The 23,467-nt window shown below is 43.4% G+C and carries 19 protein-coding genes and 1 pseudogene; 15 read left to right on the top strand and 5 right to left on the bottom strand.

What is annotated here, in order from left to right:
- Positions 1 to 8: 8 nt before the first annotated feature.
- The 4 genes from HMPREF0658_RS03555 to HMPREF0658_RS03570 all read right to left on the bottom strand — a co-directional run bounded on the left by HMPREF0658_RS03555 (position 9) and on the right by HMPREF0658_RS03570 (position 3,057).
- Complete coding sequence (locus HMPREF0658_RS03555; RefSeq protein ID WP_024990990.1) at positions 9 to 1,706, bottom strand: DUF262 domain-containing protein; 1,698 nt, start codon at positions 1,704 to 1,706, stop codon at positions 9 to 11.
- Positions 1,707 to 1,781: 75 nt separating this feature from the next.
- Positions 1,782 to 2,075: a hypothetical protein gene (locus tag HMPREF0658_RS03560; protein ID WP_244860898.1), complete on the bottom strand. Its 294-nt coding sequence runs from the start codon at positions 2,073 to 2,075 to the stop codon at positions 1,782 to 1,784.
- A 395-nt stretch (positions 2,076 to 2,470) separates the two neighbouring features.
- Positions 2,471 to 2,773, bottom strand: a complete 303-nt coding sequence (locus HMPREF0658_RS03565; RefSeq protein WP_006948579.1) for a helix-turn-helix domain-containing protein — start codon at positions 2,771 to 2,773, stop codon at positions 2,471 to 2,473.
- 8 nt (positions 2,774 to 2,781) lie between these two features.
- Positions 2,782 to 3,057 carry a helix-turn-helix domain-containing protein gene (locus HMPREF0658_RS03570; RefSeq protein ID WP_006948581.1) on the bottom strand — a complete coding sequence of 92 codons (276 nt, stop codon included), beginning with the start codon at positions 3,055 to 3,057 and terminating at the stop codon, positions 2,782 to 2,784.
- A 447-nt stretch (positions 3,058 to 3,504) separates the two neighbouring features.
- Here HMPREF0658_RS03570 and HMPREF0658_RS03575 point away from each other — a divergent pair.
- From HMPREF0658_RS03575 to dnaA, 15 genes and pseudogenes are all read left to right on the top strand, one after another.
- Positions 3,505 to 4,698 (top strand): annotated as a pseudogene (locus HMPREF0658_RS03575) (VapE domain-containing protein).
- A 359-nt stretch (positions 4,699 to 5,057) separates the two neighbouring features.
- Complete coding sequence (locus HMPREF0658_RS03580) at positions 5,058 to 5,990, top strand: toprim domain-containing protein (RefSeq protein WP_006948588.1); 933 nt, start codon at positions 5,058 to 5,060, stop codon at positions 5,988 to 5,990.
- A gap of 331 nt (positions 5,991 to 6,321) precedes the next feature.
- Positions 6,322 to 7,578, top strand: a complete 1,257-nt coding sequence (mobV, locus tag HMPREF0658_RS03585; RefSeq protein ID WP_006948590.1) for a MobV family relaxase — start codon at positions 6,322 to 6,324, stop codon at positions 7,576 to 7,578.
- A gap of 296 nt (positions 7,579 to 7,874) precedes the next feature.
- Positions 7,875 to 9,269: an antiviral reverse transcriptase Drt3a gene (gene drt3a, locus HMPREF0658_RS03590; RefSeq protein ID WP_238305593.1), complete on the top strand. Its 1,395-nt coding sequence runs from the start codon at positions 7,875 to 7,877 to the stop codon at positions 9,267 to 9,269.
- Positions 9,266 to 11,449 (top strand): antiviral reverse transcriptase Drt3b, encoded by a 2,184-nt coding sequence (gene drt3b, locus HMPREF0658_RS03595; RefSeq protein WP_025066317.1) that lies wholly within the window; start codon positions 9,266 to 9,268, stop codon positions 11,447 to 11,449. The genes drt3a and drt3b overlap by 4 nt, the downstream gene beginning before the upstream one ends.
- 542 nt (positions 11,450 to 11,991) lie before the next feature.
- Entirely contained in the window at positions 11,992 to 12,282 is a 291-nt protein-coding gene (locus HMPREF0658_RS03600; RefSeq protein WP_006948594.1) for a transposase, read from the top strand.
- Positions 12,283 to 12,449: 167 nt separating this feature from the next.
- Positions 12,450 to 12,608, top strand: coding sequence for a hypothetical protein (locus HMPREF0658_RS11500; RefSeq protein ID WP_154645747.1), 159 nt, complete (start codon positions 12,450 to 12,452; stop codon positions 12,606 to 12,608).
- A gap of 269 nt (positions 12,609 to 12,877) precedes the next feature.
- Complete coding sequence (locus HMPREF0658_RS03610; RefSeq protein ID WP_006948596.1) at positions 12,878 to 13,471, top strand: TetR/AcrR family transcriptional regulator; 594 nt, start codon at positions 12,878 to 12,880, stop codon at positions 13,469 to 13,471.
- A gap of 32 nt (positions 13,472 to 13,503) precedes the next feature.
- Positions 13,504 to 14,250 carry a 3-oxoacyl-[acyl-carrier-protein] reductase gene (gene fabG, locus HMPREF0658_RS03615; RefSeq protein WP_024990989.1) on the top strand — a complete coding sequence of 249 codons (747 nt, stop codon included), beginning with the start codon at positions 13,504 to 13,506 and terminating at the stop codon, positions 14,248 to 14,250.
- A gap of 54 nt (positions 14,251 to 14,304) precedes the next feature.
- Positions 14,305 to 14,991, top strand: coding sequence for an RluA family pseudouridine synthase (locus HMPREF0658_RS03620; RefSeq protein WP_024990988.1), 687 nt, complete (start codon positions 14,305 to 14,307; stop codon positions 14,989 to 14,991).
- Between the two features lie 558 nt (positions 14,992 to 15,549).
- Entirely contained in the window at positions 15,550 to 18,117 is a 2,568-nt protein-coding gene (locus HMPREF0658_RS03625) for an adenosylcobalamin-dependent ribonucleoside-diphosphate reductase (protein ID WP_006948606.1), read from the top strand.
- A gap of 83 nt (positions 18,118 to 18,200) precedes the next feature.
- Entirely contained in the window at positions 18,201 to 18,581 is a 381-nt protein-coding gene (gene folB, locus HMPREF0658_RS03630; protein ID WP_006948607.1) for a dihydroneopterin aldolase, read from the top strand.
- A 53-nt stretch (positions 18,582 to 18,634) separates the two neighbouring features.
- Positions 18,635 to 19,828 carry an N-acetylmuramoyl-L-alanine amidase family protein gene (locus HMPREF0658_RS03635; protein ID WP_006948609.1) on the top strand — a complete coding sequence of 398 codons (1,194 nt, stop codon included), beginning with the start codon at positions 18,635 to 18,637 and terminating at the stop codon, positions 19,826 to 19,828.
- A gap of 5 nt (positions 19,829 to 19,833) precedes the next feature.
- Positions 19,834 to 20,736 (top strand): MlaD family protein, encoded by a 903-nt coding sequence (locus HMPREF0658_RS03640; protein ID WP_006948612.1) that lies wholly within the window; start codon positions 19,834 to 19,836, stop codon positions 20,734 to 20,736.
- 384 nt (positions 20,737 to 21,120) lie between these two features.
- Entirely contained in the window at positions 21,121 to 22,530 is a 1,410-nt protein-coding gene (dnaA, locus tag HMPREF0658_RS03645; protein WP_024990987.1) for a chromosomal replication initiator protein DnaA, read from the top strand.
- Between the two features lie 95 nt (positions 22,531 to 22,625).
- Here dnaA and HMPREF0658_RS03650 read toward each other — a convergent pair whose 3' ends face one another.
- Positions 22,626 to 23,447, bottom strand: coding sequence for a GSCFA domain-containing protein (locus tag HMPREF0658_RS03650; protein ID WP_006948614.1), 822 nt, complete (start codon positions 23,445 to 23,447; stop codon positions 22,626 to 22,628).
- Between the last annotated feature and the right edge of the window lie 20 nt (positions 23,448 to 23,467).

Consider the following 23,467-nt stretch of genomic DNA (forward strand, 5'->3'; position numbering starts at 1 on the left):
ATTAACGTTTAAAGAATTTCCATTAAGTAATCAATTATCTTTGTGTGGCGCTGACGAATTTTATCCTTGTCCCAAACTTGGTCTTGCTCCGTCATTCTCTGAACCTCTAATTGTTGTTGCAGATGTGTATAACTATCACGCTTTATTTGAAATCTACCATTGCTTAGCGAGATATTATGACTACCTGACAACAGTAAGTAATTGCCCAAGCACTCCAAGTCGTGGTTGTAAAAGTCCTCGTCATATTGGCAATACCCATTATCAGCTTCTTGGTTTTCAGTCTGAGGGGCGATATGTTCAAGATGTGGTTGGTCAATGTCATCAAATCTCAATGGCTTATACCCTGCTTTTCCGCATAGAATGAGATGATTTTCATATTTCCACAATAGTATCTTGGCTGTATTGTGGTTCATCCCCATATTTAGAGTGCGTAATAATTCGTCATTATTCCAATAGCCCCACCAATCATTTCTATTCTTCATCCACTGAATATGATTGACTACGGACACCGCACTATTATCCATCTTCTGAAAACATTCATTTAAGCGCCACACAAGATTAGCTCTTGTGCCAATAATTCGGTCGCGAAGGAATATTTGCTCCAATGCCTTTGCCAATTTATTCATATCCTTTTGGGGCATTTCTTTTAGCAACGCTTTAATAACGAATGGGAACATTATACCTCGATCTGAAGAAACCAATAGTGCATGGAAAGTGATATTTCTCTTTTCTTCTTCTAAGAAGTTGCTTATTTGGCTGAAACAGGATGCTAATTGTAACGTAAAATCCCTTATGAATGATATACAACTATCGGCTTTGCCTAATTCCTTTCCTACAAAAGTGATAGAGTTTATATCATCTAATGAATTGCGATAAACTTTTATAGTGTAATTCAATACATTATCCTCATCTATATAGCCCTCTATCTTAGAAATAGACTTATAGATGTGTTCAAACCGCTCTGTAATTTCAGATAATATGTATTGTTTGTCCTCGATAGGCGCATACAGATGTATGTTATACATAAACTGTGCTTTGATAATTTCCAAGTTTGTAGGCTTCTTGCCACGATTATTTTGGAAAATAAACATTTGCACAGCTTCACTTTCATCCTTAACCACATGGGTGGTGCAAGAGGCATTTGTAATCGCTTTAAGAAACTGCAAGAGTTCTTCTTCGGTTTTGTTAGAAAGTTTATTGCAGAAATAGTCGGAAGCATCAGCAATCCTTTTCTTTGAAACTGTGTCTATGTCGTTCCGAGTATGAATTGTTTGGTCTATCACATAATCTCGAAATAGTTGATTATCATATTCAACTGTAGCAAATCTATATGAAGTTCCTTGCTTGATAGTATTGCAATAAGCTACATACAAATCGTCATCAAAGTCTCTGATACTTTCTGCATTTTTAATTTCTTTCAAACGCCTATACAGTGCAGAAATAAAAATTACAGTTGTCGTTAAGCGTTGTTGTCCGTCTATAATAGCATATTCAGATGTACTCCTTTCTTCAAAAAGAAAATGACCGAAATAATAAGGAGTAGAAGAATGACTTTTAACGTAGTCTTGCAAATCCGACAAAAAAGTATTTACTTGCTTCGGGTTTTTATCGGATGAGTCTGTATCCCACGAATAGGCACGTTGGTAGTTAGGCACTACAATACGTTTGCCCGAGAGCATTGCAGAAATGTTAGTTAAAGATTCCATAGAAAGCAAACTGTTTATACCCATTCCTACTTTATGAGTAAATTTTACTCATAAAGTAGGGAATTGACTTGTGTGTTAGCGAGCAGAACGTGTATTGATTTTCTTGCCGAAGCGGTCGTAAGTATCTAACCAAGCACTTCTTCGTACGACAAAGGTTTCTCCTGTAACACTTGTAACAATACCGATATTTTCACTAAGTGTCTTGTACTTCTTTCCACTTTCATCATAAAGGTCATACCATGCACTACGTCTTACGATGAAGAAATGAGGCCCATAGCCTACTATTTCTCCAATGTTCTGTGATAACGTTTTAGTTTTCTTTCCTTGCTCGTTGATAATATCATACCAAGCATTTCTGGGTTCAATCATTGATATAGCCATAGCGTTTCTTCTTTCCCTGTCAATTCCTCCCGGGGTCTTTTTGTCTTGATTTTAAATTAAAGAAGCGTGGAACTGTATGCTCCACGTCTTAATGTACTGGCCCTGAGAAAACCATTTGTGACAGATGTGGGAATAACAGCCCCACGCTATAGCGTGGAGACTATTACGACCTTTCTTGTCACATTGTTGGGAAGTTTCTCAGGCTTCGTACATACAAGAATAGGGCATAACGCCTCTTTTTTACCAAAATGTATGAGCACATAATATGCTCAACTGCAAAAATACTATTTTTCTGTGATATTCTAAAGAAAAACAAAGCATTTAATACAAAACAACAGTAAAATAGAAAAAAACAGAGGTGAGACAAAGAAAAACCTGCACCATTATTGATGCAGGTTTCTGTTTACATAATTCTCTTTCAGAATTCGTTGCAGGTCAGACAGTCGGTAAAGTATCTTCCCTGCAATCTGCGTGTATGGGAAAATGCCTTTGTCCCGATAGTCCTGCAAAGTGCGGGGAGAGAGGAAGAGCCTCTCGCATACTTCTCTCCCTGTGAGATAGAGTTCTCCCCCGAATAGGGGGCGGTGTGTCTGTGCCGTTGCCCGCACACGCTTTGTGAGGTTTCTGATGCCCGAAATGAGCTGTTTCATTTCGGGTGTTTCTTTGCTGATAGTTTCGTATTCCATAGTTCATTTTATTTAGGAGGGTCAGACTTAGCGAGTAGTGTCTCCACGTCCTCACGTTTGTAATAGCATTTATGCCCGATTTGAATAAATGGCAGCACGGAAGTGTCTCGGTAGTGCTGAAGTGTCCGCTTACTGATGTTCAGTATTCGACACACGTCTCCATTGTGCAACAGGTCGGGCAGTTCGGCAGGTGGGGCAAAATGTTCGTTGAAACAGTCGGTCAGCTCCACGATGCTCTCTTTCAGTTCCTCCCAAGCGGAGGTGTCAATGGCTGTAAATCTCATTTTTCGTTGTTGTTTTATTTGCGTAATTATTGATTTCTGACGCAAAAGTAAGTAGGAGTTTTCGGATTTTGAAAGGGTCGGGATAAGCAGGGAAAAAGAGGGAAACAGCAGGAAGTCCGCACCCCTAAACTTCTTTGTTTTTTCCTTTTAAAATCCTCCTGCACCGTCCGAAAAGACATTTGCTCCTTTTTGGATAGTGCGAAGCCCTGCGAACGGTTACAGACCGCACAGTCTTCCACCATGCAATCCGCACACTCATTTTGTCCCTTTTCCTCCGTTTTAGGAGCGGAAAGGGGCTTTTTTGTTGTGCCGTAACAGGGAAAAGCAATGCATCACAATGCAAGAACACCGCAACCTTTGGCTCTGCGAAAAAGGCTGTCTAACTTGGCTTTGGCATTCGAAAACGTGCCAAACATCAAAACCAAGTAATAGAAAGCAATCCGCACAATGAAAAGAGAAAACAACGACAACACTTCAAGGAATACCCAAATAGAGGAGTTCCTTTCGGCTCGGTACGAGTTCCGTTACAACACCGTGTTAAACCGTGCAGAGTACCGTCCGCGAGAAACCGGGGACTATGCGGCAATAGACCGCTACCGCATCAATACCCTCAAAAGAGCCTTGGACAAGGAAATCAATGTACAGACCTCGCCAGAAAATCTATACAGCATCATCGAAAGCGATTTCTCCCCACGCATCAACCCTGTGCAGGCTTATTTCCACAGCTTACCGATAATGGAAGAAGCCAAGAAGGGAGCAATTACCGCCCTTGCAGACTGCGTGAGCGTAGCCAATCCAGAGAAATGGAGGGAATACCTCACCAAGTAGCTGGTGGCAGTGGTCGCCAATGCGATGGACGACAGGCAGTGCCGTAACCACACCTGCCTTGTACTGACAGGTGAGCAAGGGAAATTCAAAACCACATTTCTTGACCTGCTCTGCCCACCAGCACTGTCAGACTATCAATATACGGGAAAGATATATCCGCAGGAAAAGGACGTGCTGAGCCTTATCGGTCAAAACCTCATCATCAACATTGACGACCAACTCAAAGCCCTCAACAAACGGGATGAGAATGAACTAAAGAACCTGATTACCTGCCCACAAGTGAAGTATCGTATGCCTTACGAGAAGCATATAGTTGAGCGACCGCACTTGGCAAGTTTCGTGGCTTCGGTCAATGGTAACGACTTCCTCACCGACCCGACAGGGAGCAGGCGCTTCCTTCCCTTTGAGGTGCTTGCAATAGATATAGACCGAGCCAAGACAATCCCAATGGATGCGGTGTATGGCGAAGCCAAAGCATTGCTGAAAGACGGATTTCGCTATTGGTTCAATGATGAGGAAATTGCCGAACTGCACCGAAACAGCGAGGCTTTCCAAGTCTATACGGCAGAAATGGAACTGTTGCTCCGCCATTTCACCTTTCCCACAGAAGCGGAGAAAGCCACCAAGCGTTTCTATATGACCAATTCGGAAATAGTGGGTTATCTCTCTGTCTATACCAGACAGCAACTCTCACCCAAACGGATGGGTGAAGCCCTGCGAAAGGTAGGATATGCGAGAGAATGCCGCAGGGTAAATGGCAATCCCGTATATGTGTATGCCGTCCGCAAGATTTTCCCCGATCAGCCACCATAGCATTCAGTTGTTACCTATCTCCCTTTGTTATACTCCCCTCTCTTTTCTTTCCTATTCTCCTTACTACATTACTACAAACAAGGATAATACAGTGAAAGAAAAAGGATTGCAAAGGGTATTCATCTTGCGACACAGCTTACTACTATCTTTCTACGCTTCTACGAGAGAGAATAAATAAGAAAAGGTGTAGAAAGGAGGTGTAGAAAGATAAAACCGAAAGAAGTGTTACACTTTTCTCTTTCATTGTCAATTACTTATCCGAGTGTCGAAAGGTAGTAAGATAAAAAGGGGAAATTCCAAAAATAGAAAACAGAGCGAACAATAAAATATCGAACAATCAAAATTCAACGATAGCAACTATGAACAACGAATATTACAACTTACAAAACATCAAGAATATACCCATAGCGGATTATCTTCATGCCTATGGCATGCAGCCCGTCAAGAAATACGGCAGTTATGCCCTTTACAACGCACCTTATCGGGAAGACCATAATGCCAGTATGAAAGTGGATTTTGCACGCAACCTCTGGTACGATTTCGGTTTGGGCAAAGGCGGTAGTATCATAGACCTTGTGATGTTGTTACAAGGGTGCGATGCTCACGAAGCAATGACCCATTTGGCTGGGAACGCCCTTCCCTTTCACCCGGCAACTCCTCCAAAGGGAAAAGCTACAGCACAGTCCCCGAGTGCAAGGCGCATTCTCGGTATCAGTGAGGAATTGCCTCCACACTTGCAACACTATTTGCAGGAGGAACGCAAGATTGACCTCTCACTTGCAAAACCCTACCTGCGTTCCGTATGCTACGAGGTAGGAGGAAAAACTTACACCGCCATAGGATTTGCCAACCGTGCAGGAGGGTATGAACTTCGGGACGACAAGACATTTAAGGGAACTATCGCACCAAAGGATATTTCTGTGATTGCAGGAGGAACGAACAACACCTCTCACTGTATCTTTGAGGGCTTTATGGACTTCCTTTCCTATCTCACTATGAAAGGAAAAGAAATAGCCCCTTGCCTTGTGCTGAACTCCGTAAGCAATATCCATAGAGCCGTTGCATATCTCCGTGAACATCGTATTGCCTACGTCCGTGCGTTTCTTGACAACGATGAAGCAGGACGGCAAGCCATGCAAATTCTTCATTCGGTAAGAATGAACGTAGAGGATATGAGCCGACATTATGGCGGATATAAAGACCTTAACGAGTACCACGTTTCTCGCCAGAAAGTGATGGAACAGAAACAGAAGAAACCTCAATCGATTGTCAAACGGGGATTTCGCAGATAAGGCAAAAGAGTGCAATCAAAACCAAAAATCAATCGGGTATCCTTAAGGACTAAAAGAGAACAAAAGCAGAAAGATGGCTTTGTTTCGAGAGCGATGGCAGTTTCCCCAACTGCAAGTTTCCTCAAAAGAAACTTAGAAACAAAGCCCTCTGCGCATTCGGGGAATGCAATTACCGTAAAGGTTGACTTCAGACAGGGCGGAGCGCATTTAGAAGAAATGCCATAGCTTATTAGGGCATTTTCTTCACGCTCCACTCCGTTACCGCTGAAAAAGCCCTCCTGAGCCAAGGGTCTCCGCCCCTTTGGATACCCCTTAAAGCAATATTCAACTTATGGGCTACGCAGTATTACACATAGACAAGGCTCGGGGCAACGACTCGGCAATGACCGCCCACATCGAGCGTACATTCGTGCCGAACAACGTCGATGCCACCCGCACGCACTTCAACCGTGAGTTGGTGCAATTCCCCGCAGGTGTCACCACCCGCACGGAAGCCATAGAACACCGCATTGCCACGGCAAACATTTATCGAAAGGTGGCAGACAATCAAGTCAAGGCTTTGCGCTTTATCCTTTCTGGCTCGCACGAGGATATGCTCCGACTTGAAAGCGAGGGGCGTTTGGGAGAGTGGTGCGGCAGCACGATGCAGTGGCTTTACACCACCTTTGGTAAGGAAAACGTGGTGGCTGCCACACTGCACGCAGACGAGGAAACACCGCATATCCATGCTACGATAGTACCCATCGTACAAGGAGAAAGACGAAAAGCCAAGACCGAAGCCGAAAACGGCAAGCGGAAGTACAAGACAAAGAAAGACAAGGTACGGCTCTGTGCCGATGATGTGCTTACCCCGAAGAAATTGGAGGAGTACCAAACCACATACGCAGAACAGATGAGGCCTTTCGGGTTGGAGAGAGGTATGTACGGCTCGGAAGCCAAGCACCGCTCCAATATGGAGTATTACAAGCAGATACTCAAGGAGACGGAACAGAAGCAAGCCAAAGAAACCGAACTTATTGAAAAGGTAAGGGAATTGGAGAAGCAGGCAGGCAAACTTCGGGTAAAGGGTACGCTCTACTCGCTCTTTGGCAACATGGAACTTGACAAGGCGGAGAAGCGTATCGGAGAGTTGGAAAAGGAGATGGAGCATCAGAAGTTCCTTTCAGAAAAGGAAAAAACCGAAATCCGTAAGGAGGTAATTCTCCTGCAGGATACCGTTGCAGCTAAAGACAAGACCATAGTTGAACAGCAAAAGGAAATCAAGACGTATGAGGAGGAGCGAAGTTTCATTCGGCGTTTCTTCCACAGCTTCTACCTCTTGCTTAATATTCGTCTACTGCTCCGCAAGATGGACATCGATGACGATACCTTTGTCAGAATGCACCAAAAGCAGGTAGCAGTACGTAGTACGGCTGATGTGTATTCGGGAATGTACAAACGTAACTTCACAGAAGAGAATGCCGAGCTGCGTATCACTCTTAATGAGAAGCGTCAGCCTGTCCTCACCATCAATGGTCTGTCCGTCTCAGATTGGTGTGAGCAGAAGTGGCAACAACTCATTCACCGCAACCGCTCACAACGGCTGTAATCGCTTTTTCTTTCATCGCCAAAGAAGAAAAATACGAAAGGACGCTCACTTTTCCACACAAAATGTTACCTTTGCAAGTGAAATAGTGAGCGTTCTTTAGTTATCAAACTATTTTGTATCAGTGACTGCGCTTTTCTATAGAAACAAAAACATAACAATTACCTCCAAACTGTAAGGAGAAGGAATGATTGAATAATAGATAGACAGACAAACTCCAAGGGATGTCCCAATATAGTTTCTCATACAACTACGATTCGCTAAATGATGCGTTCAATGCGGTGAATAGGAAGGGAAAGATGCAGAAAAGGTATCTTTCAACTGAATATTTGGCTGCTGCTCAGAAGTATCGTGAGATGAGAAAGGTTCTTAATGAGCTATTGAGAAAGAAAAAGACAGAGCGTACGGAGGAAGAAACGAGCCAGATTGACAACTTGAAGCAATCGATGAAGAAGAATGCTCAGCAACAGAAAGCCTTGTTGCAAGAGCATCTTATTAAAGTGTCTTCAAATATTTTATCTAGTAGTTTTCGTTTCAACCTCACACCAGATTCGTCAGCAGATCCAAAGAAACCTGTTTATTCTATTGGAACTACAGCTGAAGAGTTTTTCGCAATGCAAGTCCTTTGCCGGAATGTGAAAAAGCTGTTTAATATATTCATGTCAAGTCGCAATGAGATTCTTTCTCAGCTAAAGATATTGTTGAGAGAGGATAAGAACAGGTACTATATAATCCGAACGGATGTTTGTCACTGCTTCGAGTCAATACCGCATGATAAGTTGTTTGGGTATTTGGAGGGTAACAATCTGCTTGATGTAAAGAGCAAATCCCTTTTGCGAGGACTCATTCGTAAGGAGTTTGAAGCCAAGAATCTGCGCCCACTTGTACGGACTCCTCAAACCGGTATTCCACGAGGTTGTGCTATTAGTTCGCTACTCTCTGAATTCTATTTGTCCAAGATAGATGAGGAAATTAGGCGTACACTGCCAGGAATAGTGTTCATGGCAAGATATGTGGATGATATTATTATCGTGGTACACCCAGATTTAGATGAAGAGCACCAGTGGTCATTGAATGATTATGTCAAAGCTCTAACTAATGCGTATATTAAGTATGGTTTGAAAATACACACACCTGCTACAGATGAAGAAAACAAATGCTATACTTATGATTCTCAAGGTACCGCAAGCCTAAAATTTGATCTTCTAGGATATACCCTACAGTCTATCAAAGGAAATAAGGATAAGCAAGGCATTTTCTCTTTATCTAAGGACAAAAAGAAAAAGTTATCAAATCGTATATCCAAGACTTTTCTGAAGTTTGACCATTTGCTAAATACCGCATCTTACGATGTTGCGGCTCATTATTTGTTTGATGCATTACATGTATTAACATGTAATATCAACCTATATAATGCTAAGAGAGGCGTGAAGGTGGGTATATTTTACTCAAACCAATTGTTGGACAATACAAAAACACAAGATTTGGAAAAGCTGGATAATGATCTTCAAAAGAAGTGTGCCCAAATATCATTGAATGGTAAGGCAGGTGTTGATCCGGCTAAAAAGTCACAGATAGAAGCAACCTTGAAGAAACAGCTTGCTCAAGTATCCTTTGTTAAAGGCTTTTGTGCTCATAAGCGATATAAGATAAAAAAAAGCAGACTGCAAATGATAAAACAGTCATGGGTATGAGAAACAGAAAGAAGATAAAACTTAGCTATAGCAAAGAGCGAGTCCTCTTTTCTGATGTCTTGCCCTACGAATGTCCTATAATATTCTCAAACCGATATTTGTATCGATTTCTTGCCAAATATTCATGGGTTGGTGAAGAACAAAAAGATCATGGTATTAAGTACAATGTTTTAAGTCAATCTAAACGTTCAAATGAAACTGATGCGAATGTTTTTGCTGCATTGCTATTCGGATCTTATGAAAAACATCAAAAAATCGGGACAATACAACATCGACTTAATGCTTTATTCTACCCCTATCAATTTAATATCGCTCACAAGAAAAATAAAAACAGAACGTTGTCTATTATACATCCATATAATCAGTGGCAAGTTGTTGAGTTTTATGATAAGTATAAGTATTCTATGCTCTATCTTTGTAATCAGAGCACATACTCTATTCGCAAGCCACATAAGATAGCACAAAGCATTTATTATAGAGATAGACTCCATCGAAAGTTGTTAGGGCGTAAGATTGATAATGTTGAATTGTTCCTCAACGAGTATGAAAACCAGAAGACTTACTATAGTTATGAGAAGTATTCAAATATATACAAGTTCTATGAGGATTACAGATACCAACGAGCAGAAAAGAAATTCAAACATCTTGTGAAGTTCGATTTACAGAGCTGTTTCGACAGTATTTACACCCACACCATAAGTTGGGCGACTGCAGGAGGTGCGGACAAGGTAAAGGTTTTGCCTGGGTATCATGGTTCATGGGTTGGTGATGCATTTGACAATCTAATGCAGTCCGTCAATGCTCGTGAAACAAATGGTATTGTAATAGGTCCGGAGTTCTCTCGGATTTTTGCAGAGATTATACTTCAATATATTGACCAAAAGGTTGAACAGGAACTGTTGGAAGAAAAACTTTACCAGAAATCTAACTATGAGTGTTATCGGTATGTTGATGATTATTTCCTCTTCTATAATGACGAAAAGGATAGAAATTTCTTCATGGAAGGTCTGACAAAATGGCTTAAAGTATTCAAATTGCAGATTAACCCATCCAAAACAGAAGAGTTTGAAAGACCTTTTATAACAAAAATAACATTAGCCAAACTACGAGTAGAAGATTTACTGAACAACATTTTTTCGATTTCACTTTGTGAAGATGCGGAATCGTGTTCGAACGTAGAGAAAGAAGATGAAACTGAAGGCGAAGATTCGGATAAAGACAGGGAAATATTTGTTATGAAGTTTAATAAATACCTGTCTGCAAATAGCATTAATGCTCAAATAAAAGCAATAATTAAAGAATGTGAAATTGAATATCGCGATATAGCAAACTATCTGCTTGAGAAAATGGGTCAACGTCTTGACACTTTTCTTAATCGATATGAAATGGGCTTCAATCAGTATGAGCGTCTGATGATAAAAGAAGATACAGATAAAGGAGATGTAGAAAATCATGCACTACGAGTACAAAGGAAGCTCACAAGTTATCTTATATCCCTGATAGATGTAGCGTTCTTTGTTTTCAATAGCAACAGACAGGTAAACACAACATTGAAATTGCAGAAGATAATGAATTCCATTGTTATCTATGCAAAGCGGCATGGTGATTTCAAAACTAATCCTAAGGTTAGATTCCAAACAATAAGCAAGGACATTATCTTTAAGAAGATTCAAGATGAAATAGCCTTGGTACTAGCTACAACGGATTCACATCGAAATACCTTGCATGAAAGTCTCTATCTGTTAATATTAGCCAAAGAGTTAGGTTCTGCATATCTGTTCGCACCTGAAGTTATTAAATCGTTTATTGATAAAAGTGACTTGCAGTATAACCTATTCGCATGCATTATATTGATGTATTACTATGCTAACCACAAGTGTTATAATGAGCAAAAGACAGTATTGAAAGATAAGATTTTGAAAAAGTATCGACTTGTTACGGAGTCGGAGCGTAAACGCAATTCAGAACTCACGATTCTCACGGCGGATATGATGACATGTCCCTTTGTGGATGATGCATATAAGCAAAAGCTCCTTACATTGATGGGCATTACTGAGATGAATGATCAACGAAAGATATTGCGCTTTGCTAAAAAGCAAAAGTACATTTTCACTCGCTGGACAATGTTTAATTTGAATAAAGAATTACAGGCAAAGATTTCACAGGAAGTATATTCGTAGCTTCTGTAACAGCTGTTGGTCCAACCACTCTTTCACACACATAACCTTCAAGCTAGCTGAAACGACGCAGGAAGTTACGTTTTCCAAAATGGTTGGTTAGGATTGTACCGAATGTGAAATCTTTCCTTTTTATGGCGTGTCCATCGTATTCATTGTTTAAAGCTCACGCACAAAGAATAACACCCGACAATGAATGAAGAATGGATACCTTATTTCTAATTCATATTTCCGATTAATGTAAGCAGAAGTGGCAACAACTCATTCACCGCAACCACTCACAACGGCTGTAATCGCTTTTTCTTTCATCAACAAAGAAGAAAAACGCGAAAGAACGCTCATTTTTCCACGCAAAGTATTATCTTTGCAACTGAAGTAGCGAGCGTTCTTTGGTTATACAAAACAATGAACTTTCAAGTGCACCGCTCATTTCTAAATCGTTACCTATAAAACCTGCATTTAATCGCAGAGCATTGTGCTTTAAGAACTTAGCCCGAAATCATATTTTTATCTTCGGACAGCCCCGCAAAAGGTAAACAGAAGACGTGGAAGAAGCTTCTGTATATGATGGATTCAACTACGATTACCTTTTTGATAACATCCTCAAGGGCGTAGGCAGACATCCGAAGCGTGGTAAGAAGAAAGGCGGTATGAAGGTTCATACGGTGATGAAGTATCATGTTGGCGTTCCCATGGTCGTACAGCTCACCTCTGCTGCTACGCATGATCACACTATCTACTTAAAGAAGTGCATCTTCCTAAGGATGAAACCCTTACAATGGACAGAGCATACGTTGATTATTATACTGTCCCCTATAAACCTTTTCCGTATATAAGAGTTAGGGACTGAAATTCAAACGAGGTTTTTTCTGTCATCTTCCATGGACGATGGCAGTTTTTTGGTTATTTTCTGCCATCTGCCGTGGACGATGACAGTTTTTACTCATTGGCAATCGATTTTCATCCCGTGCATGGAAATTCGCAGAACGATGAACTCATCATCATGGCAGAAAAAGCAAATGTACCACAAAAAAAACTTGATTTTATTTCATTAGGGGGGCTTGGATTTCAAAAAAGAATGCGGAATTACAATCCCGCAAGGATTTTTATGCGAATTAAGGGCTACCGGACAGCAATAAAAACAAATACAGATGAAAATTAATGCAAGACCAAGGAAAAAAACTAAACTTCTCAACATCAAAACAACAGTTTTACAATCGAATTACATAAATTTGCACTTGCTATTGGAATCTGCGAAAAAGATTTTCAGATTGGTTGACTCCCTTACTTCCATTTTCCTTTTTTTACCTTTGATTTCTATGGATTCTTATAGATTTTGTGCCTATTTATTTGTGTAATTAAGATAAAAGGACTACTTTTGCACACGATAATTACCATGTGCAGATACCATAAACGATAGGAAGCAATCAAATGTCAGTATCAAAGACACGGCAGAAATTAGTGGATGTAGCCCGCCAACTCTTTGCCAAGAATGGTGTAGAGAATACCACGATGAATGATATTGCCCTTACATCAGGCAAGGGAAGGCGTACGCTTTACACCTATTTCAGTCGTAAAGAGGATGTCTATTCGGCAGTGATAGAGTCGGAGCTGGAACGTCTCTCCGATAAACTCGACGAGGTGGCAGCTAAGAAAATGAGCCCGCAAGACAAGATTATCGAGCTAATATACACTCATCTTAGCATGATTCGCGAGACAGTTGTCAGGAATGGAAATCTGCGTGCCGAGTTCTTCCGTAATATTTGGATGGTGGAGAAAGTGAGGAAGAATTTTGATGAAGATGAGATTGAACTCTTCCGAAAAGTCTATGCCGAGGGCAAAGCAGAGGGCGAGTTCGATATTGACAATGTGGAACTCGTGGCCGACATCACCCATTATTGTATCAAAGGACTTGAAGTGCCATATATTTATGGGCGTCTCGGACACGGACTCACAGAGGAAGCCAGTCGTCCTTTGGTGGCTAAAGTCGTTTATGGTGCCTTAGGTAAGAATCTATTTAAATAGCCAATAACAAACATTAATTCAATATAGATATGATGAAACTATTAGAAGGAAAAACAGCTCTTATCACGGGTGCTGCCCGCGGTATTGGCAAGGCTCTCGCGTTGAAGTTTGCCGCAGAAGGCGCAAATATTGCATTCACCGACCTTGTCATCGATGAAAATGGCAAGGCTACAGAGGCAGAGATTGCCGCATTGGGTGTAAAAGTAAAAGGCTATGCCAGCAATGCTGCTGACTTCGCACAGAGTGAAGCTGTGGTAAAGCAGGTGAAAGACGACTTCGGTTCTATCGACATTTTGGTAAATAATGCTGGTATTACGAAAGACGGACTGCTGCTCCGTATGACCGAGCAGCAGTGGGATGCCGTTATCGGAGTAAACCTGAAGAGTGCTTTCAACTTCATCCATGCCTGTGTACCCGTAATGATGCGTCAGCGTGGTGGCTCTATCATCAACATGGCATCCGTAGTAGGTGTGCATGGTAATGCCGGTCAGGCCAACTACGCCGCCTCTAAGGCTGGTATGATAGCCTTAGCTAAGTCGGTAGCACAGGAGATGGGACCTAAGGGCATACGTGCCAACGCCATTGCTCCGGGCTTCATCGATACGGCTATGACGCAGGAGTTATCCGAGGAGATACGCAAAGAGTGGACAAACAAAATTCCGTTGCGTCGTGGTGGAACAGTAGATGACATTGCCAACTGTGCCACTTTCCTTGCTTCCGATATGTCAAGCTACATCAGTGGACAGGTTATTCAGGTAGATGGCGGTATGAACATGTAATCTATGCGGAATGTGGAATAATAACAGAGAAATTCCACATTCCACCATTTTATGATGCACATCGAGTACGAAGACAATCACATTATCATCGTTTCCAAGCGTAGCGGAGAAATTGTGCAAGGCGACAAAACAGGCGACAAGCCTCTGTCTGAGTCCGTTAAAGCCTATCTCAAAGAAGCATACGCTAAGCATGGTAACGTGTTCTTAGGCGTGGTTCATCGTCTTGACCGTCCCGTAGAGGGACTTGTCGTTTTTGCTAAAACCTCTAAAGCTTTGTCGCGTCTTAACGAAATGTTCCGCACAGGAGCAGTACGGAAAACCTATTGGGCTATCACGAAAAACCGTCCAACTACACCTGAAGGAACGCTTATCCATTGGCTTGTGCGCAATGAAAAGCAAAACAAGAGTTATGCTTACGACCATGAAGTACCCCACTCAAAGAAGGCCGAATTGCAGTATCGTATCATCGCGCAGGGCGACCGCTATACCTTGCTCGCCATCAAACTATTAACCGGTCGGCATCACCAGATACGCTGTCAACTATCTCATATCGGTTGCCCTATCAAAGGCGACTTGAAATATGGTGCACCGCGCAGCAATCCCGATGGCAGTATTTCTCTGTTAGCCCGCCATATAGCTTTCACGCACCCTGTATCAAAAGAGCTTGTCAGTGTGACGGCACCTTTGCCGGACGATACACTATGGACTGTGCTTGCCGCAGGGATTAGCAAAGAAGAGTGAAATTTCCTTGCCATTTTCCTCTTTTTCTTAGTAATAGCATATCGCTTCATTCTTATTCGTTTTCGGTCTTTCCTTTATCTATTTCGATAAAGACGAAATTTCTTTTACACACTGTTTTACGTACAACTTCTTTTCCTCGTTCTCCCATCATGGAAAAGAGCTTGTTTTAATCTACAATGCAGCATACACAAAAGGGTGTTTCGCACTTGCAACGTTTACCTTGGTTACATCGGCAAAGGCCATTTGCCGTGAGAAAGGTTGCCGATCTTTCCGCGTACAAACGCCATCTGTACGACGTACAAACGGCATCTGTGCATTGTACGAATGCCGACTTATCATCCATAGCTTTACGACCCTGAAACCCAAATCGGTTATGAGGACATCCTTTAATCGGAATGAAGTTTTTCTAAATGTTCAATTCTTTCAAGATTTATTCGTAGAAAGTTTCCCGTTTGGGTAAACTTTAGTTAAGGTTTTCTCCAAAGAATTTCCCCGAAATTGTGCTATATCTAAGAAAAAAAGTGTAGCTTTGCAAGCAGAATACAATCAAATAAAATAATGGAAAATAACAATACCTACTCTTATGATGAGGCCTATAAAGCCTCTTTAAAATACTTTGAAGGCGACGAGTTGGCTGCTCGCGTTTGGGTAAACAAGTATGCAATGAAGGATAGCTTCGGAAACATTTATGAGCAGTCTCCCGAAAACATGCATTGGCGTATTGCCAACGAGATAGCCCGCATAGAAAACAAATATGCGAACCCTTTGAAAGCGGAAGAGGTGTTCAGTTTATTAGACCACTTCCGTTATATCGTTCCGGCGGGCAGTCCCATGACAGGTATTGGCAATAACCATCAGGTAGCTTCGTTGAGCAACTGTTTCGTTATCGGGCTCGACGGCGATGCCGACTCCTATGGTGCTATCATGCGTATTGACGAAGAGCAGGTGCAGCTGATGAAACGTCGCGGGGGTGTGGGGCACGACCTGTCGCATGTGCGTCCAAAAGGTTCGCCCGTTAATAATTCGGCTCTGACGAGTACCGGCCTTGTTCCCTTTATGGAGCGTTACAGCAACTCCACCCGTGAGGTAGCACAAGACGGTAGACGCGGTGCCCTGATGCTGTCTGTCAGTATCAAGCATCCCGACAGCGAAGCCTTTATCGATGCCAAGATGACCGAAGGAAAGGTAACGGGTGCCAATGTTTCCGTGAAGTTAGACGACGAGTTCATGCAGGCAGCCATCGATGGGAGACCATATCGGCAACAGTTTCCCATCGCCGGCGACAACCCTATGGTAAGTAAAGAGATAGATGCTCGTAGCTTGTGGCAGAAAATCGTACACAATGCGTGGCAGAGCGCAGAGCCGGGCGTACTCTTTTGGGATACCATCCTGCGTGAGAGCATCCCCGACTGTTATGCCGACCTTGGCTTCCGGACTGTGAGTACAAACCCGTGTGGAGAGATTCCCCTTTGTCCCTATGACTCTTGTCGTCTGCTATCTATCAACCTGTTTTCCTATGTCATCGACCCCTTTACAGACCACGCGCGGTTTGACTTCGATACTTTTAAGAAGCATGTGGGCATGGCACAACGACTGATGGACGACATCGTAGACCTTGAATTAGAGAAAATAGACGCCATTATGAATAAGGTGCAGGATGACCCACAGTCGGGTGAAGTGAAAGGCGCAGAGTATCATTTATGGGAAAAGATAAAAGACAAGAGCAGTAAAGGCCGTCGTACGGGCGTGGGTATCACAGCGGAAGGCGACATGCTGGCTGCCATGGGCTTGCGGTATGGGACGGAAGAAGCCACGGCATTCTCTGTGGAAGTGCACAAAACCTTGGCACTGTCAGCCTATCGCAGTTCGGCAATAATGGCCAAAGAGCGCGGTGCGTTTGCCGTATACGATGCGCAGCGGGAGGCAAAGAATCCCTTTGTACTCCGTTTGAAAGAAGCAGACCCTGAATTGTATGAGCTGATGGTAAAATACGGCCGTCGTAATATTGCGTGTCTCACCATTGCCCCCACCGGTACAACAAGTCTTATGACGCAGACTACCAGTGGTATAGAGCCCGTATTCATGCCCGTATATAAGCGTCGTCGCAAGGTAAATCCAAGTGATACCAATGTACATATTGATTTTGTAGACGAGGTAGGCGATTCCTTTGAAGAGTACATCGTGTATCATCCCAAATTCATGCAGTGGATGAAAACAAACGGCTATGATACGGAGAAACGTTATACCCAAGACGAAATTGATGCCCTTGTGGCTAAGTCTCCTTACAACAAAGCTACAGCCAACGATGTGGACTGGCTCATGAAAGTACGTATGCAAGGCGCTATCCAAAAGTGGGTAGACCATAGCATCAGTGTGACGGTAAATCTGCCTAATGACGTAGACGAAGCCCTCGTAAACCGTCTCTATGTGGAAGCATGGCGCTCCGGTTGCAAGGGTTGTACCATCTATCGTGATGGTTCGCGTGCAGGCGTTATGATTTCGGTGTCGGAAAAAGACAAGAAAAAAGAGAAGAAGGAAGATGAACACGAGGAGTTGCCTCCCTGTCGCCAACCGGAGGTCACAGAGGTAAGACCGAAAGAGTTGGAGTGCGATGTCGTAAGATTCCAAAACAACAAAGAGAAGTGGGTTGCTTTCGTAGGGTTACTCGACGGCTATCCTTACGAGATTTTCACCGGTCTGCAAGACGACGAAGAGGGTATCGTATTGCCCAAGACCTGCGTGAAGGGTAAAATTATCAAGCAGAAAGAAGACGACGGACGTAGCCGCTATGACTTTCAGTTTGAGAACAAACGCGGCTACAAGACCACGGTAGAGGGACTGAGCGAGAAATTTAATCCAGAATATTGGAACTATGCCAAGTTGATTAGTGGTGTGTTGCGTTACCGCATGCCTATTGACAATGTGATAAAGCTGGTGGGTTCGCTGCAGTTGAAGAGCGAAAGCATCAACACGTGGAAGATAGGCGTAGAGCGGGCGTTGAAGAAATATATCATCGACGGAACGGAAGCCAAGGGTCAGAAGTGCCCGATGTGTGGCAGTGAAACGTTGGTTTATCAGGAGGGATGTCTCATTTGTAAGAACTGCGGAGCCTCCCGCTGTGGGTAATCCTTGAACCGTATCTGCGTTGCAGGTCGTCATCTGTAGGGGATGATGGGCAGGCATCTGCAGACCTTTATTGATGACAAACCATGCAACTGCAGCAAAGCTATATATATATAAAAGGTATCAGACTCCATGCTTACCACGGTGTGTTACCCCAAGAACGACTTACGGGCAACGAGTATTTGATAGATCTTATGGTGGAATATCCGGTGGAAACGGCCATGCTGTCGGACAGAGTGGAAGACACCATGAGTTATGCCGATGCCTTTGAACTTGTGAAGGCGGAGATGAAAGAACCTTCGGCACTTATTGAGCATGTTGCCCGTCGGATTGGGGAGGCCGTTTTTCTCCGTTTTCCCAAGGCTGCATCTCTCGTGTTGCGGATTACCAAACAGAATCCCCCTATGGGTGCCAGCTGCGATGGTGCAGGTGTGGAATTACACTTAATAAATGATAAAACCGTTTGATAAGTTCCCGTTTTCCGTATAAAAGCGTTATTTTTGCACAAGATTGCAACGGTATGATAAGAAAGTTTCTATTCTGCTTACTGGTTATATACTTGTTGGCATCGCTCAGTCATGCGGCCAACAGACGCTTTACGCTGGTCATCGACCCTGGACATGGCGGACACGATGCCGGAGCTAAAGGTGCAACTTCTATGGAAAAAGACATCAACCTGAAGGTTGCAATGGTTTTTGGGCGGTATGTGGAGCGAAATTGTCCCGATGTGCGTGTGATGTACACACGGAAAACGGATATATTCATACCGTTGCACGAGCGTACCAATATTGCCAATAAAAACAAAGCAGACCTGTTTATTTCCGTACACACCAATGCTTTGCCCAATGGACGTATCGCCCGCGGAATGGAAACCTACACACTGGGTATGCACCGCGCCGGCGATAATTTAGACGTGGCAAAGCGGGAAAACTCTGTCATCCTCATTGAAGAAGACTACAAACAACGCTATGAGGGGTTCGACCCTAACTCATCAGAGAGTTATATCATGTTTGAGTTTATGCAAGACAAAAACATGTCGCGGAGTGTGGATTTGGCAAGGCTTGTACAACAAGAGACATGTGCGTTTGCCGGCAGACCCGATAAGGGTGTGAAACAAGCAGGTTTTCTGGTGTTGCGAGAGACATCTATGCCAAGTTGTCTTATCGAATTGGGCTTCATTACCACACCTGATGAAGAGCAATTACTCAACAGCGATACGGGCATCGACAATATAGCACAGGGTATCTATCGGGCATTCGTAAGTTATAAGAAAGCATACGACAACGGTTTCACTGTACCTTTCCAACCGTCACGCAAGTCGTCTATTGCCATTCCAGCTATTGTCCCGAAGGAAAAGACTGTGCAGGACACTGTAGTAGAAAAATCAAAGCCACAGGTGCCGGTACGAACAGTTCAGCCTCAACCATCCACAAACAAAGGAGAACTCATCTTCAAGGTACAGCTTTTTGTCAGTAACCGCACGTTGCGCCCGGGTAGTAATCAATTCAAAGGGCTTACAGATGTAGACGTTTATCAAGAAGACAACCTCATGAAATACACCTATGGTGCATCCACCAACTACGACGTAGTCAATGAAATGCGCCGACAGGTGAGAGACCGCTTCCCCGATGCCTTTGTCGTTGCGTTCAGGGATGGTGTGAAAGTAAATATTGTCGAGGCTGTCAAAGAATACAAACAAATCAATAAAAAATAGTGCATATGCAGTTTTTTACAAAGGAGGTAAAAATAGCCCTTGTTGCCATCGTTGGGGGCGTTATCTTGTTTTACGGACTTAACTTTTTAAAAGGGATCACTGTTTTTTCGTCAGATAACAGTTATACGATTGCTTTTCACAATATCAGCGGTTTATCTACGTCTAGCCCCATTTATGCTGATGGTTATAGAGTGGGGGTAGTGAAAAGCATCGACTACGACTATCGGAACCACGATACTATCTTGGTACATGTAGACATCAACAAGGAGTTCCGCATACCGAAAGGGTCGAGTGCAGAGATTGTGAGTGACCTTTTGGGTAATATACAAGTGAATCTGCTCTTGGCAAATAACCCACGTGAACGCATCGAACCCGGGGAAGTCATTGTGGGAAATCTCAACGATGGGGCTGTCGGACAGATGAAAGACATGATTCCTACCATACAGAAAATGCTACCTAAGCTTGATTCCATCATGGCTAGTATCAACGTGTTGCTTGCTGATCCCGCTATTGCGCAATCTCTGCATAACGTAAGAACTATAACGTCTGACCTTACCGTATCTACAAAGCAACTCAATGTACTTATGACGACTCTCAATCATAGAGTGCCCGGTATGTTGGGTAAAGCTAATGACATATTAAGCAATACACAACAACTCACTAATAATCTGGCTCAAATAGATGTAACGAGTACCATGGCAAAGATAGATGCTACCCTCGACGGTGTACAGCTGTTTACACAGAAACTCAACAACGAACAAGGGACTCTCGGGTTATTACTGAACGATCCATCGCTTTACAACCGGATCAATACCACTGTGCTCAGTGCCGACTCCTTGTTAGTCAATATCAAGCAGCACCCCAAACGCTATGTACATTTCTCTCTGTTCGGTAAGAAAGACAAATGAAAAGAGGCTATAGAATAGATATGATGAGTTTCTAAATATAAAACGTCTAAATAGGGTTTACGATGTCTTGCACATGATGTGAGTTTTGTAAACCTTTCTTTTTACGGATTCTCTTGCCGTAGGGATGCTTTTCTTCATTTGACGTATGCAGATGGGATGGAGTACTACAAATATTTTAATACCAAATACTTGGATATATGCAACACTCTTTTTAGAACGTCATCATCTTTATCACTATAAAGTGCCCCATCAAAGGAGTTTACAAATGCTACCTTAAAAAAGCTAAATATCATCGTTTGTGTATATCAAAAAAGATGACGAACTTTGCATGCACTGTCGCAAGTCTATACTTGTAAACATACATTTCTAAGTATTCAGATTCAAATGGAAGCAACTCCAAAAGCTCTCTGGGAGTATGTCCTGAAGTTTATTCGGGAAAACGTCTCAGAACAGACATATGACACTTGGTTCAAGCCCGTTGTCTTCGAGTCGTTCAACACCTCGACGAAGACGCTTTTGGTGCGTGTGCCCAGCCGCTTTATTTATGAATATTTGGAAGAGAATTTTACAGATTTGCTAACGAAAGGTCTGACTCGTGCCTATGGGATTGGTGTTCATCTCAATTACCGCATCCTTGTGGACAAGATCAACAATCAAACCTTGGAGGTGGAGTCTGACCCTGCAGCAGCCATTGATCGTCCACAGAGTACGACCACGGGTAATAGACCTCCCTCTGTGCTCGACGCGGCCATGCCCCAGCAAATAGAATCGCAGCTCAATCCTCACCAGACTTTCCGCAATTTCATTGAGGGCGACAGTAACAAACTGCCACGTTCTGTTGGGATGTCGATTGCCGAACATCCTGAAGGAACTCAGTTCAATCCCATGTTCATCTATGGACCGTCAGGTTGTGGAAAGACCCATCTCATCAACGCTATTGGCGTGCGAACGAAAGAGCTATACCCTGAAAAACGAGTGCTTTATATCAGTGCACGTCTTTTCCAAGTGCAATTTACCAACGCGGTATTGCAGAACTCTACCAACGACTTTATCAACTTCTATCAAACTATCGACCTACTGCTTGTTGATGATATACAAGAGTGGATGACCGCGACGAAGACACAAGATACGTTTTTCCATATCTTCAATCACCTCTTCCGCAATGGCAAGCGTATCGTGCTGGCGTGCGATCGTCCGCCTGTGGAGTTAAAAGGTATGAACGACCGACTGCTTACGCGCTTCAGTTGCGGTCTGATAGCAGAGTTGGAGAGGCCTAATGTGCAGCTTTGTCGCAATATCCTTGATACCGAGATACGCCGCGAAGGGCTTAAGATTCCTGCCGATGTCGTCGAATATATCGCACAAACAGCTAACGAAAGCGTGCGCGATTTGCAAGGCGTGGTTAATTCGCTCATGGCTTATTCGGTGGTTTACAACAGCAATATCGACATGCGACTGGCCGAGAGGGTTATCAAGCGGGCGGTTAAGGTGGATAACAAACCACTCACCATTGATGACATTCTCGAAACGGTGTGTCATCATTTCAACGTCTCCGCTACAGCTGTTAATAGCAAAAGCAGAAAGAAAGACATCGTGACCGCCCGTCAGGTGTCGATGTATCTTGCACAGAAATATACGAAGATGCCCGCTGCCCGTATCGGAAAGCTCGTGGGAGGGCGCGACCATTCGACGGTAATACACAGTTGCAGTCAGATAGAAGCGCGACTCAAACTCGATCATGCTTTCGGTAATGAGCTAACGAGCATAGAAAAGTCCTTTCATTTGAAGGCATAAAATAAAGCTGCTACCCCAAGGGGTGGCAGCTTTTTCCTTTTCTGTAGTCGTATGTTTGCTGGCCTCTTATAGCGGCAGCATACGGCTTTTGTTGTTTATGGATGCAAGATTTCGGGCAACTCGCAGCCATATTGTGCCGCCAATGCCTGCGCTTTTTGTCGTGTTTGTTCCATGAAAATTCGGTATTCGTCGCTTTCGGGATGGAACGGACGATGTCCCAAAGCCTCTTTGATAGGGCGCCAAGCTGCAATGAATTGTTTTGCTTCGCTGCTAAGAAACGTTTCCATGAACCGTTCGTAGATGTATTCCACGGCTTGCTCCGAGGGGTGAATCATGTCGGGTTGATAAAAGCGATAGTCGCGTAGCTCGTCGTTCATGAGCTCATAGGCGGGGAAATAGACCACTGTTTCGGGATGGGAAGTCGCTAACTTGTCGGCAGCAAGTAGCAGCGTGGCCTTGGACAACATGCTACCGTGGAAGCCATATTTGGCATAGCGCACGGGACTGACTGTCACAACGACCTTTACCTCGCGACAGGCTTCTTGGAGTAATGCTACTACCTTTTGCAGACAGTCTGTACATTCTTCCACGTTCATCGTCTCTTCTCTGAATAACCGTTGCGGACGTTTCTCGCAGTTGTCTACGATACGGCCACTCAACCGTTCCACATAAACGCGGTTTGTTCCCAATGTCAGTACTGCCACACGTGGGGCTAAGTCGGTGCAACGCTCTACAGTATGCAGGATGCTGGCCGGATTGTACATGACTCCAAATGGGTTTGCTGTAACGCGGAAGCGGTCTGCCTCGAACCGTCTGCCCATATTGTCGGCAAAGCACGAACCGACAAACAGCATACGCTCACACGGCGCGATGTTGAATGGAGCCCTTTCTATCTCTATACTTGTTCTGAATTTCATGCTGTAAAGATACGTAAAAG

The organism is Hoylesella marshii DSM 16973 = JCM 13450 (genome assembly GCF_000146675.1).
In the GTDB taxonomy this organism is placed as follows: Bacteria; Bacteroidota; Bacteroidia; order Bacteroidales; family Bacteroidaceae; genus Prevotella; species Prevotella marshii.

What these genes read in the sequence shown, in the direction of transcription:
- HMPREF0658_RS03620 (WP_024990988.1), top strand. Translation starts at nt 14,305, where the DNA reads ATGCACATCGAGTACGAAGACAATCACATTATCATCGTTTCCAAGCGT.
- HMPREF0658_RS03560 (WP_244860898.1), bottom strand. Translation starts at nt 2,075, where the DNA reads ATGATTGAACCCAGAAATGCTTGGTATGATATTATCAACGAGCAAGGA.
- folB (WP_006948607.1), top strand. Translation starts at nt 18,201, where the DNA reads ATGCAACTGCAGCAAAGCTATATATATATAAAAGGTATCAGACTCCAT.
- dnaA (WP_024990987.1), top strand. Translation starts at nt 21,121, where the DNA reads ATGGAAGCAACTCCAAAAGCTCTCTGGGAGTATGTCCTGAAGTTTATT.
- HMPREF0658_RS03635 (WP_006948609.1), top strand. Translation starts at nt 18,635, where the DNA reads ATGATAAGAAAGTTTCTATTCTGCTTACTGGTTATATACTTGTTGGCA.
- drt3b (WP_025066317.1), top strand. Translation starts at nt 9,266, where the DNA reads ATGAGAAACAGAAAGAAGATAAAACTTAGCTATAGCAAAGAGCGAGTC.
- HMPREF0658_RS03640 (WP_006948612.1), top strand. Translation starts at nt 19,834, where the DNA reads ATGCAGTTTTTTACAAAGGAGGTAAAAATAGCCCTTGTTGCCATCGTT.
- HMPREF0658_RS03650 (WP_006948614.1), bottom strand. Translation starts at nt 23,447, where the DNA reads ATGAAATTCAGAACAAGTATAGAGATAGAAAGGGCTCCATTCAACATC.
- mobV (WP_006948590.1), top strand. Translation starts at nt 6,322, where the DNA reads ATGGGCTACGCAGTATTACACATAGACAAGGCTCGGGGCAACGACTCG.
- HMPREF0658_RS03625 (WP_006948606.1), top strand. Translation starts at nt 15,550, where the DNA reads ATGGAAAATAACAATACCTACTCTTATGATGAGGCCTATAAAGCCTCT.
- HMPREF0658_RS11500 (WP_154645747.1), top strand. Translation starts at nt 12,450, where the DNA reads ATGGCAGAAAAAGCAAATGTACCACAAAAAAAACTTGATTTTATTTCA.
- drt3a (WP_238305593.1), top strand. Translation starts at nt 7,875, where the DNA reads ATGCAGAAAAGGTATCTTTCAACTGAATATTTGGCTGCTGCTCAGAAG.
- HMPREF0658_RS03555 (WP_024990990.1), bottom strand. Translation starts at nt 1,706, where the DNA reads ATGGAATCTTTAACTAACATTTCTGCAATGCTCTCGGGCAAACGTATT.
- HMPREF0658_RS03610 (WP_006948596.1), top strand. Translation starts at nt 12,878, where the DNA reads ATGTCAGTATCAAAGACACGGCAGAAATTAGTGGATGTAGCCCGCCAA.
- HMPREF0658_RS03570 (WP_006948581.1), bottom strand. Translation starts at nt 3,057, where the DNA reads ATGAGATTTACAGCCATTGACACCTCCGCTTGGGAGGAACTGAAAGAG.
- HMPREF0658_RS03565 (WP_006948579.1), bottom strand. Translation starts at nt 2,773, where the DNA reads ATGGAATACGAAACTATCAGCAAAGAAACACCCGAAATGAAACAGCTC.
- HMPREF0658_RS03580 (WP_006948588.1), top strand. Translation starts at nt 5,058, where the DNA reads ATGAACAACGAATATTACAACTTACAAAACATCAAGAATATACCCATA.
- fabG (WP_024990989.1), top strand. Translation starts at nt 13,504, where the DNA reads ATGAAACTATTAGAAGGAAAAACAGCTCTTATCACGGGTGCTGCCCGC.